Raw genomic sequence first — 18,061 nt, forward strand, 5'->3', positions numbered from 1 at the left:
ACGAATTGCTTGATTCAGTTGTTAAAGAACGTTTGGCTGAAGCTTTCGTCTCAACCGAGGCGCGCATCTTACAGCACCCTCATTTGCTGTCAAGCTGTTTTTGAAGAATTTTTTCTTTCTTCTCAACACCTTGCAGCGCCCGACCAGACCATCTTCTCCCCAGCGGGAGGCGCATTCTACAGCGTTACAAACCGCTGTCAACACCCTCTTTTACCGCCTTCGATCAACCTGACCGAAACACCAACAGAACCACTCAAACCGCCCTGTCGATGCCGGCGCATTCTACTCGAATTCGCCGTCCGTGCAACCTTTTATTTTCGTCTAACTCGTTGATCTACAAGGAGTTTTCAGATCAGGCTGCGCCGGAAGTGGTGCGCATTATAGGCCCCTCGAAACTCAGGTCAAGGGGTTATTTACGCTTTTATTCAGTTTTCAGCGTAACCCGCGCGAAAGCCTTCTTGCCGGCCTGGCAAACGTGGGTAGCGCCCAGCTTGAATACGAAGCTGCGATCAACCACCTGACCATCCACACGCACACCGCCGGAGCCGAGGAGATCACGCGCGACCGCCGCGTTCTTCACCAGGCCTGCTTTATTAAGCAGCGCGGCGATCGGCATATCGTCTCCAGCGGCCAGCTCGACCTCTGGCAGATCTTCAGGCAGCTCGCCATCCTTCATACGATTACCGGCAGAACGGTGGGCTGTAGCCGCCGCCTCTTCGCCATGAAAACGCGCGACGATTTCTTCGGCCAGCTTGATCTTGATATCACGCGGGTTCGCGCCAGCTTCCACGTCCTTCTTGAATTGATCGATCTCGTCCATGGTGCGGAAGCTGAGCAATTCGAAGTAACGCCACATCAGCGCATCCGGCATGGATACCAGCTTGTTGTACATGACGCCGGGTGCTTCCTGAATGCCGATGTAGTTACCCAGCGATTTGGACATTTTCTTCACGCCATCCAGCCCCTCAAGCAGCGGCATGGTGACGACGCACTGGGAAGACTGGCCATAAGCGCGCTGTAGCTCGCGCCCCATCAGCAGGTTGAATTTCTGGTCTGTGCCGCCGAGTTCGACATCGGCGCGCAGCGCCACGGAGTCGTAGCCCTGCACGAGCGGGTAAAGGAACTCGTGGATGGCGATCGGCTGGTTGCCGGTGTAGCGTTTGTCGAAGTCATCGCGCTCGAGCATGCGCGCCACGGTGTACTGAGAGGCCAAGCGAATGAAGTCGGCCGGCGTCAGCTCGTTGATCCAGGTGGAGTTGAAGGCAACCTCGGTCTTGGCCGGATCGAGGATCTTGAATACCTGAGCCTTGTAGGTCTCGGCGTTCTCCAGCACCTGCTCACGGGTCAGCGGTGGGCGCGTGGCGCTCTTGCCGCTAGGGTCACCGATCATGCCGGTGAAGTCGCCGATCAGGAAGATCACCTGATGCCCCAGATCCTGAAACTGGCGCAGCTTATTAATAAGCACAGTGTGCCCCAGGTGCAGGTCTGGAGCAGTCGGGTCGAAGCCAGCCTTGATACGCAGCGGCTCGCCGCGCTTGAGCTTTTCGACCAGCTCAGCTTCAACAAGGACTTCTTCTGCACCGCGCTTGATTAGCGCGAGCTGCTCTTCAACCGACTTCATAGGACTCACAGCCACCAGATTCAAAGGGGAGCCAACCATACAAGATCGCCAACAAATGACAAGTTTTGCCCTGCATCGCACATAACGGGCGCCGGCCATCACCTATAGGGTTGCCTCGATGTAGATTTGGTTATATTTTATACAGTTACTGCATATTCATCAGTATCTTCTTTTTCCTCTTCATCTTTTCACTTCACAAAAAGCAGCCCTATGACCTCTACAACTAAAGCGCCGCCGCTCTATCCAAAGACACACATCATCGCAGCCAGCGGCGTCGCCGCCCTTCTAAGTCTCGCTCTTCTGGTGTTTCCCTCCCGCGAAGTAGAAGCAAAGAAAACCTTTCTCAACCTGGACATGGACAACGGTTCCGAACAAGTCCAGCAGAATCTCCCCATCAATCAGGCAGGCGCCGACGCTCAGGTAGAAGCCGACTCACCGTTCGCACAGATAGAAGGTAGCGACGATTCGCAGAATGCCGAGATCGATGCCGACCCCGAAGTTGCCGAGCAGGAGCCTGAGGACCCACGCAACAAGACAGTCACCGTGGCCAATGGCGACACCCTCTCCACGGTCTTCAGCAAGGTCGGCCTGCCCGCCAATACCGTGCATGACGTGATCAACAGCAGCAAGGAAGCCAGCCAGCTGAGCCGCCTCAAGGTCGGCCAGGAGCTGCAGTTTCAGCTGAGCGAGGACGGCCAGCTGGAAAGCCTGCACAGCCAGCTAAGCGACCTGGAAAGCATCAGCCTCAGCAAGACCGACAGCGGCTATGACTTCAAGCGCGAGATGGTCAAACCGGATGTGCACGAATCCTACGCCCATGGTGTGATCAACAGCTCGCTGTTCGTGGCTGCCAAGCGCGCCGGCCTGTCCCACAATCTGACCATGGACCTGGCCAACATCTTCGGCTATGACATCGACTTCGCCATGGATATTCGTGAAGGCGACGAATTCGAAGTCATCTACCAGAACAAGAAGGTTGGCGACAGATCGGTCGGCACCGGCAACATTCTCTCCGCGCGCTTCACCAACCGCGGCAAGACCTACACGGCGGTCCGCTATACCGACAAGCAAGGCAACGTCAGCTATTACGATGCCGACGGCAACAGCATGCGCAAGGCCTTCATCCGTACGCCGGTAGATTTCGCGCGCATCAGCTCGCGCTTCTCCAACGGCCGCAAGCACCCGATTCTCAACAAGATCCGCGCTCACAAGGGTGTCGATTACGCCGCGCCGCGCGGTACGCCAATCAAGGCTGCCGGTGATGGCAAAGTCATCCTCGCTGGCCGCAAAGGCGGCTACGGCAACACCATCGTGTTGCAGCACGGCAGTCGCTACCGCACCCTTTATGCACACATGCAGGGTTTCGCCAAGGGCGTACGCACAGGCGGTACCGTCAAGCAGGGCCAGATCATCGGTTACATCGGCACCACTGGCCTGTCGACTGGCCCACACCTGCACTACGAGTTCCAGGTCAATGGCACCCACGTCGACCCGCTGAGCCAGAAGCTGCCCATGTCCGATCCGATCGCCCGCCAGGAGAAGCAGCGTTTCCTGCAGACGAGCAAGCCGCTCATGGCACGCATGGATCAGGAAAAAGCCACCATGCTCGCCCTCAACAAGCGCTGATCCCATGCTGTATCTCGGCGTGATGTCCGGTACCAGTCTCGACGGGCTGGACATCGCCCTTGTCGAGCAAGGCGAGCGCACTCGATTACTCGCCCACCACTACCAAGCCCTTCCAAATGATCTTCGCCAGCAACTGCTCGATTTGTGCAGCTCTGGCGCGGATGAGCTCGCCCGTGCGGCGCTCGCCGAGCAAGCCTGGGCAAGACTGGTCGCCGAGGGTGTCAACAGCCTGCTGCGCGAGCAGAACCTGCAGCCAGACGCCATTCGCGCCATCGGCAGCCACGGCCAGACCGTCCGCCACGAACCAGCGCGCGGTTTCACCATCCAGATCGGCAACCCTGCTCTGCTGGCCGAACTGACCGGCATCACCGTGGTGGCCGACTTCCGCCGACGCGACGTGGCAGCAGGCGGCCAGGGTGCGCCGCTGGTGCCAGCCTTCCATGAAGCGCTGTTCGCCAGCCCCGGCTCGGCCCGAGCCATTCTCAACGTCGGCGGTTTCAGCAACCTCAGCCTGCTAGAGCAAGGCAACCCCGCCAAGGGTTTCGACTGCGGGCCGGGCAACGTGTTGATGGATGCGTGGATTCACCATCACCTCGGCAAGAGTTATGACAAGGATGGTGCCTGGGCTGCCAGCGGCACCGTGCAACCCGAACTGCTGAAAGCGCTGCTGGCGGACCCGTTCTTCCAGACCACCGGACCTAAGAGCACCGGGCGCGAGCTGTTCAACATGCCCTGGCTGTTGCAGCAGCTGGCCACACAGCCGGCCTATCAGCCACAAGATGTTCAGGCCACCTTGCTGGAGGTTACGGCTACCAGCATCGTCAGCTCACTGCTGCAGGCACAGCCGGATTGCAGCCAACTGCTGGTCTGCGGTGGCGGCGCCCATAACAAAGCACTGCTGGAACGCCTGCAAGCGCTGCTGCCCGCGAGTGAGGTGAGCCGCACCGACGATCACGGCGTTCCCGCTGATTGGGTGGAGGCCATGGCGTTTGCCTGGCTTGCTCACTGCTGCCTCAACGGCATCCCCGCCAATAGGCCGGAGGTCACTGGCGCCAAAGGCCTGCGAGTGCTCGGCGCCATCTACCCGGCCTGAACAACGCCCAAACAAAAACGCCGCGCAGATGCGCGGCGTTTTCATATGACTCAGGACTCAGATCGAGAACGATGAACCACAACCGCAGGTGGTGGTCGCGTTGGGGTTCTTGATCACGAAGCGCGAGCCTTCGAGGCCTTCCTGATAATCCACTTCCGCACCGGCCAGGTACTGGAAGCTCATCGGGTCGACGACCAGGCTGACGCCCTCGCGCTCGACGATGGTGTCGTCATCGGCCACTTCTTCATCGAAGGTGAAGCCGTACTGGAAGCCCGAGCAACCGCCGCCCGTGACGAACACGCGCAACTTCAGGCGCGGATTGCCCTCTTCATCAACCAGGCTCTTCACCTTGCTGGCTGCACCCTGCGTGAACTGCATCGCAGCGGCAGGGGTGAAGGTTTCGACGCTCATGTTCTATCTCCCGGCGCCAGGCGCCAATACTGCGTGGTAGCGCTGTATTATCCGCTTACCCTACAAAACTGGTCAACTATTGAGCGTCATCCACGCGCTCGGGCAGCTCCAGTGGTCGGTCCTGCTCCTTGATCGGCCGCAGGCCGCCTTCAACCTGAGCGCCCATGGCCATTTCCATCAGGCCATAGTAGAGATTGCCGCGAACCCGGGCCTTGGCACCCAGCTCGACATGCTGGCTGGCGTAGACATCGCCAACGATCTCGCCATCGATCACTACATGGGGTGCGCGCACCTCGCCTTCAACCTGTCCTTCGGCGCTGACCCGCACCAAACCCTGCTCGGTGAGCAGGTCGCCGAGCACCTTGCCGTCGATCTGCACCGCGCCCTGGAACTCCAAGTTGCCGCGAAACACCGCACCCGCAGCGATCAGGCTGGTCTTGCCCGTGAAGCGCTGCATGTCTGCCTTTTCCTTGCCTTTATTCCACATGGCGAACCATCACCTATCCGTCAGTCCAATCGATTTGACGCTCGACGGCTTTTCCACCCTCGACATCAGCCTTGATACGTATGCGCTTGGGCACGAAGCCCGCAGGAAGTCTCAGTTCCCCCAGGCGGCCACCGTCGGGAATCGCCTGCAGATGCTTGAATGCGAAAGGAATCGCCTTGTCGGTTGAGCCTTCCGGCAGATCACCACTGAGCTGATTCAGTGGCAGGCTCTTCACCTTGCCGTTCAGGCTGCCTTCCAGCTGCACGTTCAAACGCCCCTGCAGGGGTTTGTCATCCTTGCCGATGCGGCTGAGCATGAGTTTGAAACGATAGCCCCCCGCAGACTCGCCTGGGTGAATATCGAAACTACGGATCAGCAGGCCATTGACCTTGCTGTCCGGGGCCAGCACGCCCTTGTAGAAAGCCAGCTCCTGTTGCTGTTTGAAGTTCTGTTCTTCCAAGAGCTTGATGGTCTGGCGGCTCTGTTCGTTGGACTGATGCGCCAGTTGCTCGCCGCTGCTGGCGACGGCCACGCGCTGGCGCAGTTCGTCGAGCTCGCGCGCCTGCTCATCGACCTGCACCTGCATCTGCTCGAATGTCTCGGTCCGCTGCTCGGAAGACCTGGCCTGCCACTCACTGCCCGCATAGAAGGCGGCCGGCACCGCTAGGAGCAGCACCACCAGCACAACCCGCAGGCGCCGCTCCTGTGCCCGATTGCTGGGGCGAACCTCCCAACCCGACATCAGCTTAGGTGCCCAGGCACACTGCAAGCGCCCGCAGGCGTTGCCATCGTAAACAAGGGAGAAACGTACATCGGGTGCCTCGAAAACAGTCGTCAAAGATCTGGATGATAAGGCTCACCCCGCCTGCGGCCAACCGTCTTGATGACTATTGAGATCACGGGCACTAGTATCGCAAGCCCCATCCGAGAAAAGGAACGGCAATGCTTTATCTGTGGCTCAAAGCCCTGCACATCGTCGCCATGGTCTGCTGGTTCGCCGGTCTCTTCTACCTGCCACGACTGTTCGTTTACCACGCCATGAGCGAGGACGAAGCAAGCCGCGAGCGTTTCAGCATCATGGAGCGCAAACTCTATCGGGGCATCATGACACCGGCGATGATCGCCACGCTGGTATTCGGCGTCGGCCTCTTGATGCTGGCGCCCGCCTGGATGAGCCAGGGCTGGATGCATGCCAAGCTGGCCCTGGTGATCCTCCTGGTCGGTTACCACCACACGTGCGGCGCCATGTACAAACGCCTGGCCCGTGGCGAGAACAAGCGTAGCCACGTGTTCTACCGCTGGTTCAACGAGGTGCCGGTGCTGATCCTGATCGCCGTCGTCATTCTGGTCGTGGTCAAGCCATTCTGATCCGCCGATGCGTCCTCGCTAGCAAGCTGAGAACCACCGCTCAGCCACATCGAAAATCGCCTCGCCGCCACTTGCCGAACGAATGGCGGCGGGATAGCTTCGGCGATCACTATTGTGCCTGCAGGCAAGGACGCGCATGAGCCAGATCCGCTACAAGATCGTTTTCGATGGAAGCCTGATGCCAGGCAACTCTCTGGACGAGGTCAAAGCCAACCTGGCCAGCCTGTTCAAGAGCGACAGCGCGCGCATCGACGCCCTGTTCGGTCGCGGCCCGGTAGCTATCAAACGTGACCTGGATGAAGCCCAGGCCGAGCAGTATCTCAATGTTCTGCAACGTGCCGGTGCCCGCGCTCGCAAGGAGCCGGATCTTACCGCCGCGCTGAGCCTGGTCGAAACCGATGAAGAAAAGGCCGTCAAGGCGGAACAGGCGCAGCCGCCACAAACCTCGATGACCTGTCCCAAATGTGGTCACACCCAACAGACCGCAGCAGAGTGCTCGGCGTGTGGTGTGATCATCGAGAAATACCTGGCCCGCCAGGCGGCCTTTGCAGAAACGAGTGCACAGCGGCCAGCGCCGGTTACTGCCGCTCAGCCACAGACGCCCTACTCGCCGCCCCGCGCGGATATCGATCCTTACGCTGGCCAGGTTGGTGAGCTGAAGATCAATTCGTTCAAAGGTCGTATCGGCCGCATGCGTTACCTGGCCTGGTCACTGGGGCTGCTGTTCGGATTTATTGCCCTCATGGCCGTACTTTCAGCGCTCACGACCGTGGCAGAAACCCTGAGCAGCATCCTGGCGATCGTCGCCTTCATTGGCCTGCTGGTGTTCAGTGCGCAGATCGGCGTGCAACGCCTGCACGACATGGGCTGGTCCGGCTGGTTGTGGCTGCTCAATGTGGTACCGCTTATCAGCAGCGTATTCTGGATCGTCATGATGGTGGTGCCAGGCCCTGCCGGCAGCAACCGCTACGGTCCGCCGCCACCGCCCAACAGCCTGGGCGTGAATCTGGTCGCCGGTATCTTTCTGATTCTGTTCATCGGCGGTCTGCTGATGATCTTCCTCAGCGGTTTCGCCATGCTCGCCGTGTTCGGTGGCTTGTTCGGGGAACTGCTCAAAGGCAGCTGATCGGCTGCCGGGCAGTTTATTTTCTTCGAAGCGCCCGCGATTGCAGCGCCGACAGGTCAGTTGCGGATAGGCTATGCACCTGAACTGTACGGTGTCTGGAGAACCTCATGTCACGTTATGCCCTGGTTACCGGTGCCTCGAGTGGCATCGGCCTGGCGCTGGCCGAAGCGCTGGCCCGCCGCGGGCGTAATCTGATCCTCGTGGCGCGCAAGCGCGATGCGCTGGAAAGCATCGCCTACGAGTTGACCCAACGCTTTTCCGTGGACGTGCTGTTTCGCGTCTGCGACCTCAGCGAACCCTTACAACTCTCCGGGCTGCTCCACGAGCTGGAGCAGAACGGCCAGGTCATCGAGCTGCTGGTGAACAACGCTGGTATCGGTAGCGGCGGCGCCTTCGTCGCGCAGGACTGGCGCCGCGAACAGCAGTTGCTGGAACTCAACGTTTTGGCCCTGGCGCGGCTTTGCCATGCCATCGGCACGGTGATGGCAGCGCGCGGCCATGGGCAGATTCTCAATATCGCCTCGGTCGCTGCCTTCCAGCCCGGCCCTTGGATGAGCAGCTATTACGCCAGCAAAGCCTACGTGCTGCATTTCTCCGAAGGTCTACGCGAGGAGCTGCGCCCGCATGGCGTGAAGGTCTCGGTACTCTGTCCGGGCCCGACCCACAGCGCCTTCTTTCGCAATGCGCAGCTCGACGCCTCGTCGCTCGAGCACGGCAAGCTGATGCTCAGCGCCGAAGAGGTGGCATTGATCGCCGTCCGCGGCCTGGAGCGCAATCGCGCGATCATCGTGCCCGGTTGGCGCAATCGCCTGCTGACGATGGCGCCGCGGCTGTTCCCGCGTTGGCTGGTGCGCCGCATCGCAGCGCGCCTCAATCGCCGCTTCGGCCGGGCCTGACTCAGTTGGCGCTGACCGTCCGCCCGCGCGCCCAGGCCCGCAGTTCGGCGAGGCGTTCGGCCATGATCACCGACAGCGGCGAGGTGGCCTGAATGCCGCGCAGCAGAGTGCCGGTATCGACCGACTGCTGCTGCGCCTGGGCGGCATACAGGGCACTGACCACCACCTGCTCGATCTCGGCGCCGGAAAATCCCTCGGACGCCACCGCCAGCTGCGCCAGATCGAAGGCCGAAGGCTCCAGCTCGCGGCGCTGCAGGTGGATACGGAAAATCTCGGCGCGGATTTCGGCCTCCGGCAGATCGACAAAGAACAGCTCGTCGAAACGACCCTTGCGCACCAGCTCCGGTGGCAAACGGTCGATCACGTTGGCGGTGGCGACCATGAACACCGAGGACTTGCGCTCGGCCATCCAGGTCAGCAGCGTACCTAGTACGCGCTGGCTGACGCCGCCGTCCTGATCACCACTGGCCAGGCCCTTTTCGATCTCATCGACCCACAGCACGCACGGCGACATCTGCTCGGCCAGCGCCAGCGTCTCACGCAGGTTGCGCTCGGTCTCACCGAAGAACTTGTTGTATAGGCAGCCGAAATCCAGACGCAGTAACGGTAGTCCCCACAAGCCGGCGACTGCCTTGGCGGCCAGGCTCTTGCCTGAGCCCTGCACGCCGACCAGCAGCACACCCTTGGGAATATCCACGCCTTCGCCGGCGAAGAAGATGCGCTGCCGCTCGCCCAGCCAGCGCTTGAGATTGCTCAGCCCACCGACATCGGCAAACCGCGCCGTATCGTGTTCGTAGCTGAGTACGCCATCGAGGTCGAGCAGCTCGAACTTGGCCTTGTTTAGCTCCGGCAGGTCTTCCTGGGTGATGGCGCCGTCGTCGCAGATCAGGTTGCGCGCCAGCAGCCGCGCTTCCGCGTGGCTCATACCGCGCAGGTTCTTGACCACCTGCTGCAGGGTGCGGTTGTCGGTACGCACCCGGCGATTGCGGTTGCGCTCGCTCCAGTGCGCCGCCTCCTCACGCACGATGGCCAGCAGCTCGTCCTCCCCTGGCAGCGCCACGTTGAAGCGCGCCGCGTAACGCTGCACCTCCGGTGGCAACCTGCAGGCATGGGACACCAGTACCAGGGTCGGCGCATGGGCACCGTCGGCCATGGCCACTTCCTTGAGCAGGCGCACCAGTTTGGGGTTGTCGTCGAGAAACGGATGCAGGTCGCACATCACGTAGAGACTGGCCTGCGGATCGGCCTTGATCAGCCGCAACGCTGCCTCGGGATCGTGGCTGCTGCCATCGGCGAAGGCCTCGCCGGCGATGTCGCCGCGCCGCAAGCCCTCGGTGATCGACCAGGTGAACAGGCTCAGGCCGCGGCGTACCGCCAGGCCGGTGAGGGTTTCCAGCACCCGCCGCTCGTCCCAGGACTCGATCAGCACCAGCTTGACCTTGGAATCAAGTACCAGCCCCAGATCGTGAATGTCGTTCTTCACAGCAACTCCTTATGCCCAAGCGGCAGCCAATAGTCCTGCCAACCACCCGCTGCGAGCAATAGGCGAATGCCGGCAGATAGAAGGGCCGCACAGTTGCGGCGGAAAGACGCTCCAAGCCGTGTACGGGCGGTTTGCGGTAAACTGCCCACTCATGTCATCGCCGGAGAGACCTCATGGCCAACGACCGCCAGTATTCGCCCGTCGACCGCCTGCTGCTGCAGGCCGATATGGCACTGCGCACGCTGCTGCCCTTCAGCGGCCAACCCTCGCGCCCGTCGCCTGCCATCGTCGAACAGGAAGCCGAGCTCGATACCCAGCAGACCCGTCATATCGCCGGGCTGATGCGCATCAACCACACCGGCGAGGTGTGCGCCCAGGCGCTGTATCAGGGCCAGGCGCTGACCGCCAGGCTGCCGCGCGTACGCGAAGCCATGGAGCATGCGGCGGATGAGGAAATCGATCACCTGGCCTGGTGCGAGCAACGCATCCGCCAGCTGGGCAGCCACCCCAGCGTGCTGAATCCGCTGTTCTACGGGTTGTCGTTCGGGGTGGGAGCAGTGGCCGGCCTGGTCAGCGACCGGGTCAGCCTGGGCTTCGTGGCCGCGACCGAGGATCAAGTGGTCAAGCACCTGGACGAACATCTGGAACAGATCCCCGAGCAGGACAACAAGTCCAGGGCCATTCTCGAACAGATGCGCAGCGATGAACTGGAGCACGCCAACAGCGCGCTGGATGCCGGCGGAGTGCGCTTTCCCGCTCCGGTCAAGCTGGGCATGACGCTGCTGTCCAAGGTCATGACCAAAACCACCTACCGCATCTGAAGCGGTCGATCACAGGGCGACGTTAAGTCGCCCTGTTCATTCAGGCGCCCAGTTCGACGATTTCGTAATCGTGGGTGATTTCCACGCCGGCGCGGCCGAGCATGATCGACGCCGAGCAGTACTTGTCCGCCGACAGTTCCACAGCGCGCTTGACCTGCGCTTCCTTCAGACCACGGCCCTTGACCACGAAATGCAGGTGGATCTTGGTGAACACCTTGGGATCTTCAGACGCGCGCTTGGCCTCCAGAAAGGCTTCGCAGCTCTCGACCGGCTGACGGGACTTCCTGAGAATGCTCACCAAGTCGAAGTTGCTGCAGCCACCCAGGCCGATCAACAGCATTTCCATAGGGCGCACGCCCAAGTTGCGGCCGCCGCTCTCGGGTGGCCCGTCCATCACGACGGCATGACCGCTGCCCGACTCGCCTAGAAACAGCGCTTCACCGGCCCATTGAACGCGAGCTTTCATCGTTGCAGCTCCTCATATGCAAAAGGCCGGCAGCTTATCACAGCGCGGCATTTGCACCGCGAGGCACGGATACTGTTAGAGTTCCCACCGTAACGTGCAACACCTCACAAATCGGACCACTGGTCGGCGCTGCCACCGATGATGATGCCGTTTTAATGGCACAATTCGATGCATGAGGTATGACGACGCTTCTGACTGATAACAACAAAGTAGTCATCCGGGCCGCACTATCAGCGCACCACCTTGCCCCGGAGCAGGACAGCGTCACCGAATTTCGCCTTTCACAGGCCTTCTTCATTTATTGGAATTCAGGCATGGTCGCTATCACGCTTACGCCCAAGGTCAAAAACTTCGACAAGCTGCTGTCCCACTGCCATCGCCGTCGCTACACGGCCAAGAGCACCATCATCTATGCCGGTGACCGCAGCGAAACGCTGTACTTCATCGTCAAGGGCTCGGTCACCATCCTCATCGAGGATGATGACGGCCGCGAGATGATCATCGCCTACCTCAACCCGGGCGACTTCTTCGGCGAGATGGGTCTGTTCTGCAAGGAAGGCGCCGAGAAAGAGCGCAGCGCCTGGGTTCGCGCCAAGACCGAGTGCGAAGTGGCCGAACTGAGTTATGCCAAGTTCCGCGAACTGACCCAGCAGGACCCGGACATCATGTTCGCCCTGGGCTCGCAGATGGCCGAGCGCCTGCGCAACACCACCCGCAAGGTCGGCGACCTGGCATTCCTGGATGTTACCGGCCGAGTAGCGCGCACCCTGCTCGACCTGTGCAAGCAGCCGGATGCCATGACCCACCCGGACGGCATGCAGATCAAGATTACCCGCCAGGAAATCGGCCGTATCGTCGGCTGCTCGCGGGAGATGGTCGGCCGCGTACTCAAGTCCCTGGAAGAGCAGGGCCTGGTGTTCGTGAAAGGTAAGACCATGGTGGTCTTCGGGACGCGATAAAAAAACGGGGCATCGATCGATGCCCCGTTTCTCTTTCAGGCCTTGGCGGCCACCGCCAGGGCTTCGACTTCAGGCCGTTTGATCAGCGCGTAGACCACACCGGTCACCAGGCTGCCCGCCACGATCGCCAGCAGATACAGCAACGCATGGTTGATGGCGTTGGGGATCAGCAGCACGAACAGGCCGCCGTGCGGCGCCATCAGCTTGCAGCCGAAGTACATCGACAGCGCACCGGTCAACGCACCACCGGCGATGCTCGCCGGGATCACACGCAGCGGATCCTTCGCAGCGAACGGGATCGCCCCCTCCGAGATGAAGCATAGCCCCAGCACGCCAGCGGCCTTGCCGGCCTCACGCTCGGTCTGGCTGAACTTGCGGCGCGCCAGCACGGTGGCGATGGCCATGCCGATGGGCGGCACCATGCCGGCAGCCATGGTCGCGGCCATCGGCGCGTAGCTCTGCGAGGCCAGCAGGCCGACCGAGAACGCATAGGCTGCCTTGTTGATCGGCCCACCCAGGTCCACGCACATCATGCCGCCGAGCAGCAGCCCAAGCAGGATGGCGTTGGTGGTGCCCATGTTCTGCAGGAACGACTCCAACGAGGCCATGATCGCGGCTACGGGCGTGCCCACCACATAGATCATCGCCAGACCGGTCACCAGGCTCGCCAGCAGCGGAATCAGCAGGATCGGCTTCAGTGCCTCGATGCTCTGTGGCAGGCGCAGCCAGCGATTCAGCGCCAACGCCAGGTAACCAGCCAGGAAGCCGGCGATGATGCCGCCCAGAAAACCAGTGCCCAGAGCACTGGCTAGCATGCCGCCGATCATGCCCGGCGCCAGGCCAGGACGGTCGGCAATCGAATAGGCGATATAGCCGGCCAGTACCGGAATCATCAGTGCGAAGGCGGCGTCACCACCGATCTTCATCAGCGCGGCTGGCAGGGTGCCCGGCTCCTTGAACGCCTCGATGCCGAACACGAACGACAGGGCGATCAGCAAACCGCCCGCCACCACCATCGGCAACATGAAGGACACACCGGTCAGCAGGTGCTTGTAGGGGCCGCTCCTGGTCGCGGGCTTGCCGCTCTCGGCGCTCTGCGCCTGTCCTGCGCCCTGCTGCAGCACGCCTTCGGCCAGCGCTTTCTGCAGCGTCTGCTTCGGCTGTTTGAGGGCGACACCCGTGCCACAGCGATAGACTTTCTTGCCGGCGAAGCGGTCGGTTTCCACTTCGATATCGGTGGCCAGCAGCACCACGTCGGCTGCTTTGATGCTCGCCTCATCGAGCAGATTGCGCGCACCGACCGAGCCGCGGGTCTCGACCTTCAGGTCGTAGCCCAGTTGCTCGGCCGCCTGTTGCAGCGCCTCGGCGGCCATGAAAGTATGCGCCACACCGGTCGGGCAGGCGGTGATCGCCACCAGTTTCGGCTTACCGTTGGCGGGTGCAGCAACCGGCGCGACCTGTTCGAGTACCTGCGCCCGCTCGGCAGCGACCAGCAGGAACTGTTGCGGATCAGCCAGTGCTTCGGACGGCGTGGACTGCACCACGCGCTTGCCGACGAAGCGCTGCAGATCCAACTCGCCGGTCTTGACCACCAGTACCAGCTCCGCCGCCTCGATGGCCGCCGCGCTCAGCGGCGAGCCAATGGCCTTGGCATCATGCACTTCGACCTGAGTGGACCAACCCAGGCGCTCGGCCGCCGCCTGCAGCAGGCGGGAACACAACACGCTGGTGACCTGACCATTGGGGCAGGCAGTAACGATCAGCACATTCATTGCAGCGACCTCTAATTATTGTTTCGACGTGACAGTCACGCCCACTTCCAGGCGGGCGAGCTGTTGCCGATCGTGAATTCCGAAACCGATTTGCGTGACTGCCTGGGCAGCGACAGCAGTGGCCAGGCGCAAGGTGCGCTCGGCAGGCCAGTCACTGAGCAAGCCATGCAGGGTGGCGGCAAGCAGCGAATCGCCGGCACCCACGGTGCTGGCCACCTCGACACGCGGCGGCTGGGCATTGAGCACGCCATGGGGGCCGAACCAGTCGGCACCTTGCGAGCCGCGCGAGAGCAGCACATGCTCGACCCCAGTGGCGCGCAGCTTGCCGACGGCGGCATCGAGTTGTTCGGACGATGCCTGCTGCAGATCACAAGCCTCGGCCAGCTCTTCCTCGTTGGGCTTGATCAGCCACGGGCTGGTCGCCAGACCGGCACGCAGCGCCGCTCCGCTGGTGTCCAGCGCTACCGGCAGGCCGGCGGCCGTCAGACGACGCAAGAATGCGGCGAACCATTCGACCGTCACGCCGCGCGGCAGGCTGCCGGCGACCACCACGGCGTCATGGCCGGCTGCGATCTCATCCAACTGGGCGAGCAGCTGCGCCTGGTGAGCCTCGTCCACCTCGGGGCCCGGCCCGTTGAGGTCGGTGATGCGTCCGTCGCGCTCGGCGAGCTTGATGTTGCTGCGCGTCTCGCCGGGCACCCGCACGAAGGCATCGGTAAAGCCGCGACGGTGCATCAGTTGCTCGAACGACGCGGCATTGGCCTGGCCGAGAAAGCCGCTGACCGTGACTTTATGGCCAAGGTCAGCCAGCACCTGGGCCACGTTGAGCCCCTTGCCCGCCGCGTGAGTGGTCATGCCCAGGCTGCGGTTGACGTTGCCGGCTTGCAGGGTGTCGAGGCTGACGGTCAGGTCCAGCGCCGGGTTGAGGGTCAGGGTAAGGATTCGCGCCATTTACTTCGCCTCCTCGACCAGCGCGCGCACCGCGGTGGCGCTTGGCAGCAGCAGCGCCTGGCGGGCCTGAGCCTGGCAGTGCTGCAGATCCAGCTCGCGCACCCGCGCCTTGACCAGCGGAATGCTGCGCGCCGCCACGCTCAGTTCGTCGACCCCCAGGCCAACCAGCAGCGGTACAGCGAGCATGTCGGCGGCCAGCTCGCCACAGACACCGACCCACTTGCCTTCGGCATGCGCGGCCTCGACGGTCATGCCGATCAGGCGCAGTACCGAAGGATGCAGGCCATCGGCCTGGGCGGACAGCGTCGGATGGCCACGGTCAATGGCCAGGGTGTACTGGGTCAGGTCGTTGGTGCCGATGCTGAAGAAGTCCACCTCGCGGGCCAGTACGGGTGCCAGCAGCGCAGCAGACGGCACCTCGATCATGATGCCCAGCTGCAGATCACTGAGCGGAATCTCCTGGCGCAGCTTGTCGACCATTTCCCGCGCGGTACGCCACTCTTCGGCCTGGCCGACCATCGGGAACATGATGCGCAGCGGGCGACCTTCGGCGGCCTGCAACAGTGCACGCAACTGGGTTTCCATGATGTCCGGGCGCTGCAAGGTCAGGCGGATGCCGCGCACACCGAGGAAGGGGTTTTCCTCTTCGGGCATCGGCCAGTAAGGCAGCGGCTTGTCACCGCCGACATCCAGGGTACGTACCACCAGCGGACGACCCTGCAGGGCGTCGAACACGCGGCGGTACTCGGCTTCCTGGGTCGCCACATCCGGCGCCTGGCTATGATTCATGAACACCAGTTCGGTACGCAGCAGCCCTACCGCTTCTGCGCCCAGTTCGACCGCGCCGACCGCCTCGCCGCTGGCGCCGATGTTCACGGCCACCTCGACGGCATGACCGTCGCGGGTGTGCGCCGGCTGCAGGCGTTCGCCATGGGCGCGCTCGCGGCGCTGCTCGCTGGCCTGCCGCTCACGCTCGGCCTGGTCCAGGGTCGCCTGGTCCGGCTGCACCCACAACTGGCCGCGGTCGCCGTCGAGCAGCAAAGCCGTACTTTGCTCCAGCAACAACAGGCTTTCACCGGCGCCGACTACACAGGGAATCCCCAGGGCACGGGCGATGATCGCGCTGTGGGCGGTCGCCCCGCCGCGGGCGGTGACGATGCCGGCCACGCGCTGGCGATCCAGGCTGGCGACATCCGACGGGCCGACTTCGCCCATCACCAGAATGTAGGGTTCGACCGGCTCCTGCGGCGCTTCGACGCCACACAGATGCGCCAGCACGCGGCGGCCAACGTCACGTAGATCTGCCGCTCGCTCGGCCAGCAGGGCGTCGTGCAGGGATTCCTGCTGCGCGGCGGCCGCTTCGATCTCGCCAATCCAGGCGGCCTGGGCGCTGGCACCGCTGGCCAGGCGCGCGTCGACATCCTCACGCAGCGCCGGGTCGCGGAGCATCGCCTGATGGGTGACGAAAATCTCGCGAATGCTGGCCTCCTCGCTGCGCTCGACCAGGCGCTGGATTTCGCCATCGATGTGCTGCAGCGCCTCATTCAGACGCTGACGCTCAGCCGCCACACCCTCGCCACGTTCAGGGTAATCCAGTTTCGGCACGCGCCGCACGAACGCCGGGCCACTGGCGATACCGGGCGAGGCCGCCACCGCATGCACACGCGAACCGGCTACCGGAGCGACGACGGTTTCCTTGGTAGGCGACTCGGCGACTGGCTCGGCAGCGTTCTCGACCTGTTCGGGCAGCGGCTCGACGTCTTCACCCAGGCCGGCGCGAACCGCCGCCTCGATGGCCGGCAAGGCCTGCTCGGCGATGGCCGGGTCGGCACTGAACTCCAATACCTGGCCGCGGCGCGCGCCGAGGGCCAACAACTTGCTCAGGCTCTTGGCCGATACGGTGGTCTCGGCGCCATCGGCTAGGCGTACGCGCACTTCACCGTCAAAGCCCTGGGCGATTTCGCTCAGGGTCTTGGCCGGGCGTGCGTGCAGACCGTGGGCGTTGGCCAGGGTGATGCGCAGGCTTGGCCAGTCGGCCGGCAGCTCGGCACCGAGCGCTTCGAGTACGCTGCGGCTAGTGGTGGCCTGGGTGAGCATGTCGCCCTGCCCGGCGATCAGCAGATCACACAGGCGCTCGAGTACCTGACGATGCCCTTCACCCAGGCAGGCCAGGCAGAACAGGCCCGCCACCGGCTGATCACCACGCTGCAGCGGCTGCGCTGGAGTCACGAACGCCAGGCCCGGGCGCTCGACGCCCTGCTCGCTGCTCAGCCACCACAGCCCGTTGCCCAGAGGCAGCGGCTCGGCCTGTACCAGATTGGCCGCGTAACCGGCGCCCGCGCAGCCGGCCTTTTTCAGCAGGCGCGCGCCCTGCCAGGTCAGCTCGTCGAGGTCGTCAGCTTGAACACTCAGATTCACCAGCTGTGCATCCAGCGCCAACTCCGGTGCGGCGCCCTGCAACAAGGCAAGGATCGCCTCGGCATCCACCGCCTCGCGCAGGGCCTGGCTCAGGTCGCCCTCGCCGAGCGCACGAGTGAGCAGTTGCAGCAGGTGCAGGTGCTCGTCGGAACGTGCGGCAATGGCGATGGCCAGGTAAACCCGCTGGCCGTCACCCCAGTCCACACCCTCAGGAAACTGGATCAGCCGCATGCCGGTCTCGAACACCTGATCACGGGTTTCCGGGGTGCCGTGGGGAATGGCGATACCCTGCCCCAGATAGGTCGACCCCTGGCGCTCCCGCGCCTGCATACCATCCAGATAACCGGCCGCCACCAGGCCGTCGGCGACCAGATTCTCGGCAAGCAGGGCCAGCGCCTGCTGCTTGTCGACGGCCTCTCGGCCCATCTGGATTTGCGAAGGGTGTAGTTCGAGCATGACGTTTTCTCCTGGAGCAAGACCGACTGCAGGCGGGCTTGGCGGACATTCTTGTTAGCTTAGTCGACTCGTTTGCTGAATCGTTTCATCTAGCACTGGCACGTTAC

Annotated in this window: 16 protein-coding genes; 7 read left to right on the top strand and 9 right to left on the bottom strand. The window is 62.8% G+C overall.

From position 1 onward, the window contains the following. Positions 1-421: 421 nt before the first annotated feature. A complete protein-coding gene (gene tyrS, locus FB481_RS19330; RefSeq protein WP_147177531.1) occupies positions 422-1,621 on the bottom strand; it encodes a tyrosine--tRNA ligase in 1,200 nt (399 codons plus the stop codon). Positions 1,622-1,831: 210 nt separating this feature from the next. Here tyrS and FB481_RS19335 point away from each other — a divergent pair, with 210 nt between their 5' ends. Continuing rightward, positions 1,832-3,247: a peptidoglycan DD-metalloendopeptidase family protein gene (locus tag FB481_RS19335; RefSeq protein WP_093507344.1), complete on the top strand. Its 1,416-nt coding sequence runs from the start codon at positions 1,832-1,834 to the stop codon at positions 3,245-3,247. 4 nt (positions 3,248-3,251) lie between these two features. Next, a complete protein-coding gene (locus tag FB481_RS19340; RefSeq protein ID WP_093507342.1) occupies positions 3,252-4,340 on the top strand; it encodes an anhydro-N-acetylmuramic acid kinase in 1,089 nt (362 codons plus the stop codon). A gap of 57 nt (positions 4,341-4,397) precedes the next feature. Here the strand turns inward: FB481_RS19340 and erpA are convergent, their stop codons facing one another. From erpA to FB481_RS19355, 3 genes are all read right to left on the bottom strand, one after another. Continuing rightward, complete coding sequence (gene erpA / locus FB481_RS19345) at positions 4,398-4,751, bottom strand: iron-sulfur cluster insertion protein ErpA (protein ID WP_147177419.1); 354 nt, start codon at positions 4,749-4,751, stop codon at positions 4,398-4,400. A 76-nt stretch (positions 4,752-4,827) separates the two neighbouring features. Beyond that, positions 4,828-5,238: a polymer-forming cytoskeletal protein gene (locus FB481_RS19350; RefSeq protein WP_093507338.1), complete on the bottom strand. Its 411-nt coding sequence runs from the start codon at positions 5,236-5,238 to the stop codon at positions 4,828-4,830. 13 nt (positions 5,239-5,251) lie between these two features. Beyond that, the gene (locus FB481_RS19355; protein WP_147177420.1) at positions 5,252-5,980 is read right to left on the bottom strand and encodes a DUF6776 family protein; all 729 of its coding nucleotides are present in this window, start codon (positions 5,978-5,980) and stop codon (positions 5,252-5,254) included. 200 nt (positions 5,981-6,180) lie between these two features. Here FB481_RS19355 and hemJ point away from each other — a divergent pair, with 200 nt between their 5' ends. The 3 genes from hemJ (at position 6,181) to FB481_RS19370 (ending at position 8,628) form a co-directional block, all read left to right on the top strand. Further along, the gene (gene hemJ / locus FB481_RS19360) at positions 6,181-6,606 is read left to right on the top strand and encodes a protoporphyrinogen oxidase HemJ (RefSeq protein ID WP_093507334.1); all 426 of its coding nucleotides are present in this window, start codon (positions 6,181-6,183) and stop codon (positions 6,604-6,606) included. Positions 6,607-6,742: 136 nt separating this feature from the next. Then, entirely contained in the window at positions 6,743-7,732 is a 990-nt protein-coding gene (locus FB481_RS19365) for a DUF805 domain-containing protein (protein WP_147177421.1), read from the top strand. A gap of 107 nt (positions 7,733-7,839) precedes the next feature. Continuing rightward, complete coding sequence (locus tag FB481_RS19370) at positions 7,840-8,628, top strand: SDR family oxidoreductase (protein ID WP_093507330.1); 789 nt, start codon at positions 7,840-7,842, stop codon at positions 8,626-8,628. Between the two features lies 1 nt (position 8,629). On the opposite strand, the gene FB481_RS19375 is transcribed toward FB481_RS19370, so the two are convergent. After that, complete coding sequence (locus tag FB481_RS19375; RefSeq protein ID WP_147177422.1) at positions 8,630-10,111, bottom strand: AAA family ATPase; 1,482 nt, start codon at positions 10,109-10,111, stop codon at positions 8,630-8,632. Between the two features lie 173 nt (positions 10,112-10,284). On the opposite strand from FB481_RS19375, the gene coq7 reads away from it, so the two are divergent. Next, positions 10,285-10,932, top strand: coding sequence for a 2-polyprenyl-3-methyl-6-methoxy-1,4-benzoquinone monooxygenase (gene coq7, locus FB481_RS19380; protein WP_093507326.1), 648 nt, complete (start codon positions 10,285-10,287; stop codon positions 10,930-10,932). Between the two features lie 40 nt (positions 10,933-10,972). On the opposite strand, the gene FB481_RS19385 is transcribed toward coq7, so the two are convergent. Further along, positions 10,973-11,398, bottom strand: coding sequence for an OsmC family protein (locus FB481_RS19385; RefSeq protein ID WP_147177423.1), 426 nt, complete (start codon positions 11,396-11,398; stop codon positions 10,973-10,975). Between the two features lie 314 nt (positions 11,399-11,712). Between FB481_RS19385 and crp the strand changes: the two genes are divergently transcribed. Beyond that, positions 11,713-12,357, top strand: coding sequence for a cAMP-activated global transcriptional regulator CRP (crp, locus tag FB481_RS19390; RefSeq protein WP_013789731.1), 645 nt, complete (start codon positions 11,713-11,715; stop codon positions 12,355-12,357). Between the two features lie 35 nt (positions 12,358-12,392). Here the strand turns inward: crp and FB481_RS19395 are convergent, their stop codons facing one another. From FB481_RS19395 to ptsP, 3 genes are read right to left on the bottom strand one after another with little or no spacing between them, the layout of a single operon-like run. Beyond that, on the bottom strand, positions 12,393-14,129 hold the full coding sequence (locus FB481_RS19395; RefSeq protein WP_147177424.1) for a PTS fructose-like transporter subunit IIB: 1,737 nt from the start codon (positions 14,127-14,129) through the stop codon (positions 12,393-12,395). Between the two features lie 15 nt (positions 14,130-14,144). Beyond that, the gene (gene pfkB / locus FB481_RS19400) at positions 14,145-15,080 is read right to left on the bottom strand and encodes a 1-phosphofructokinase (protein ID WP_147177425.1); all 936 of its coding nucleotides are present in this window, start codon (positions 15,078-15,080) and stop codon (positions 14,145-14,147) included. Beyond that, entirely contained in the window at positions 15,081-17,954 is a 2,874-nt protein-coding gene (gene ptsP, locus FB481_RS19405; protein WP_147177426.1) for a phosphoenolpyruvate--protein phosphotransferase, read from the bottom strand. Positions 17,955-18,061: the final 107 nt, after the last annotated feature.

Origin of the sequence: Pseudomonas sp. AG1028, assembly GCF_007993955.1 — a bacterium.
GTDB classification, from domain to species: Bacteria; Pseudomonadota; Gammaproteobacteria; order Pseudomonadales; family Pseudomonadaceae; genus Aquipseudomonas; species Aquipseudomonas straminea.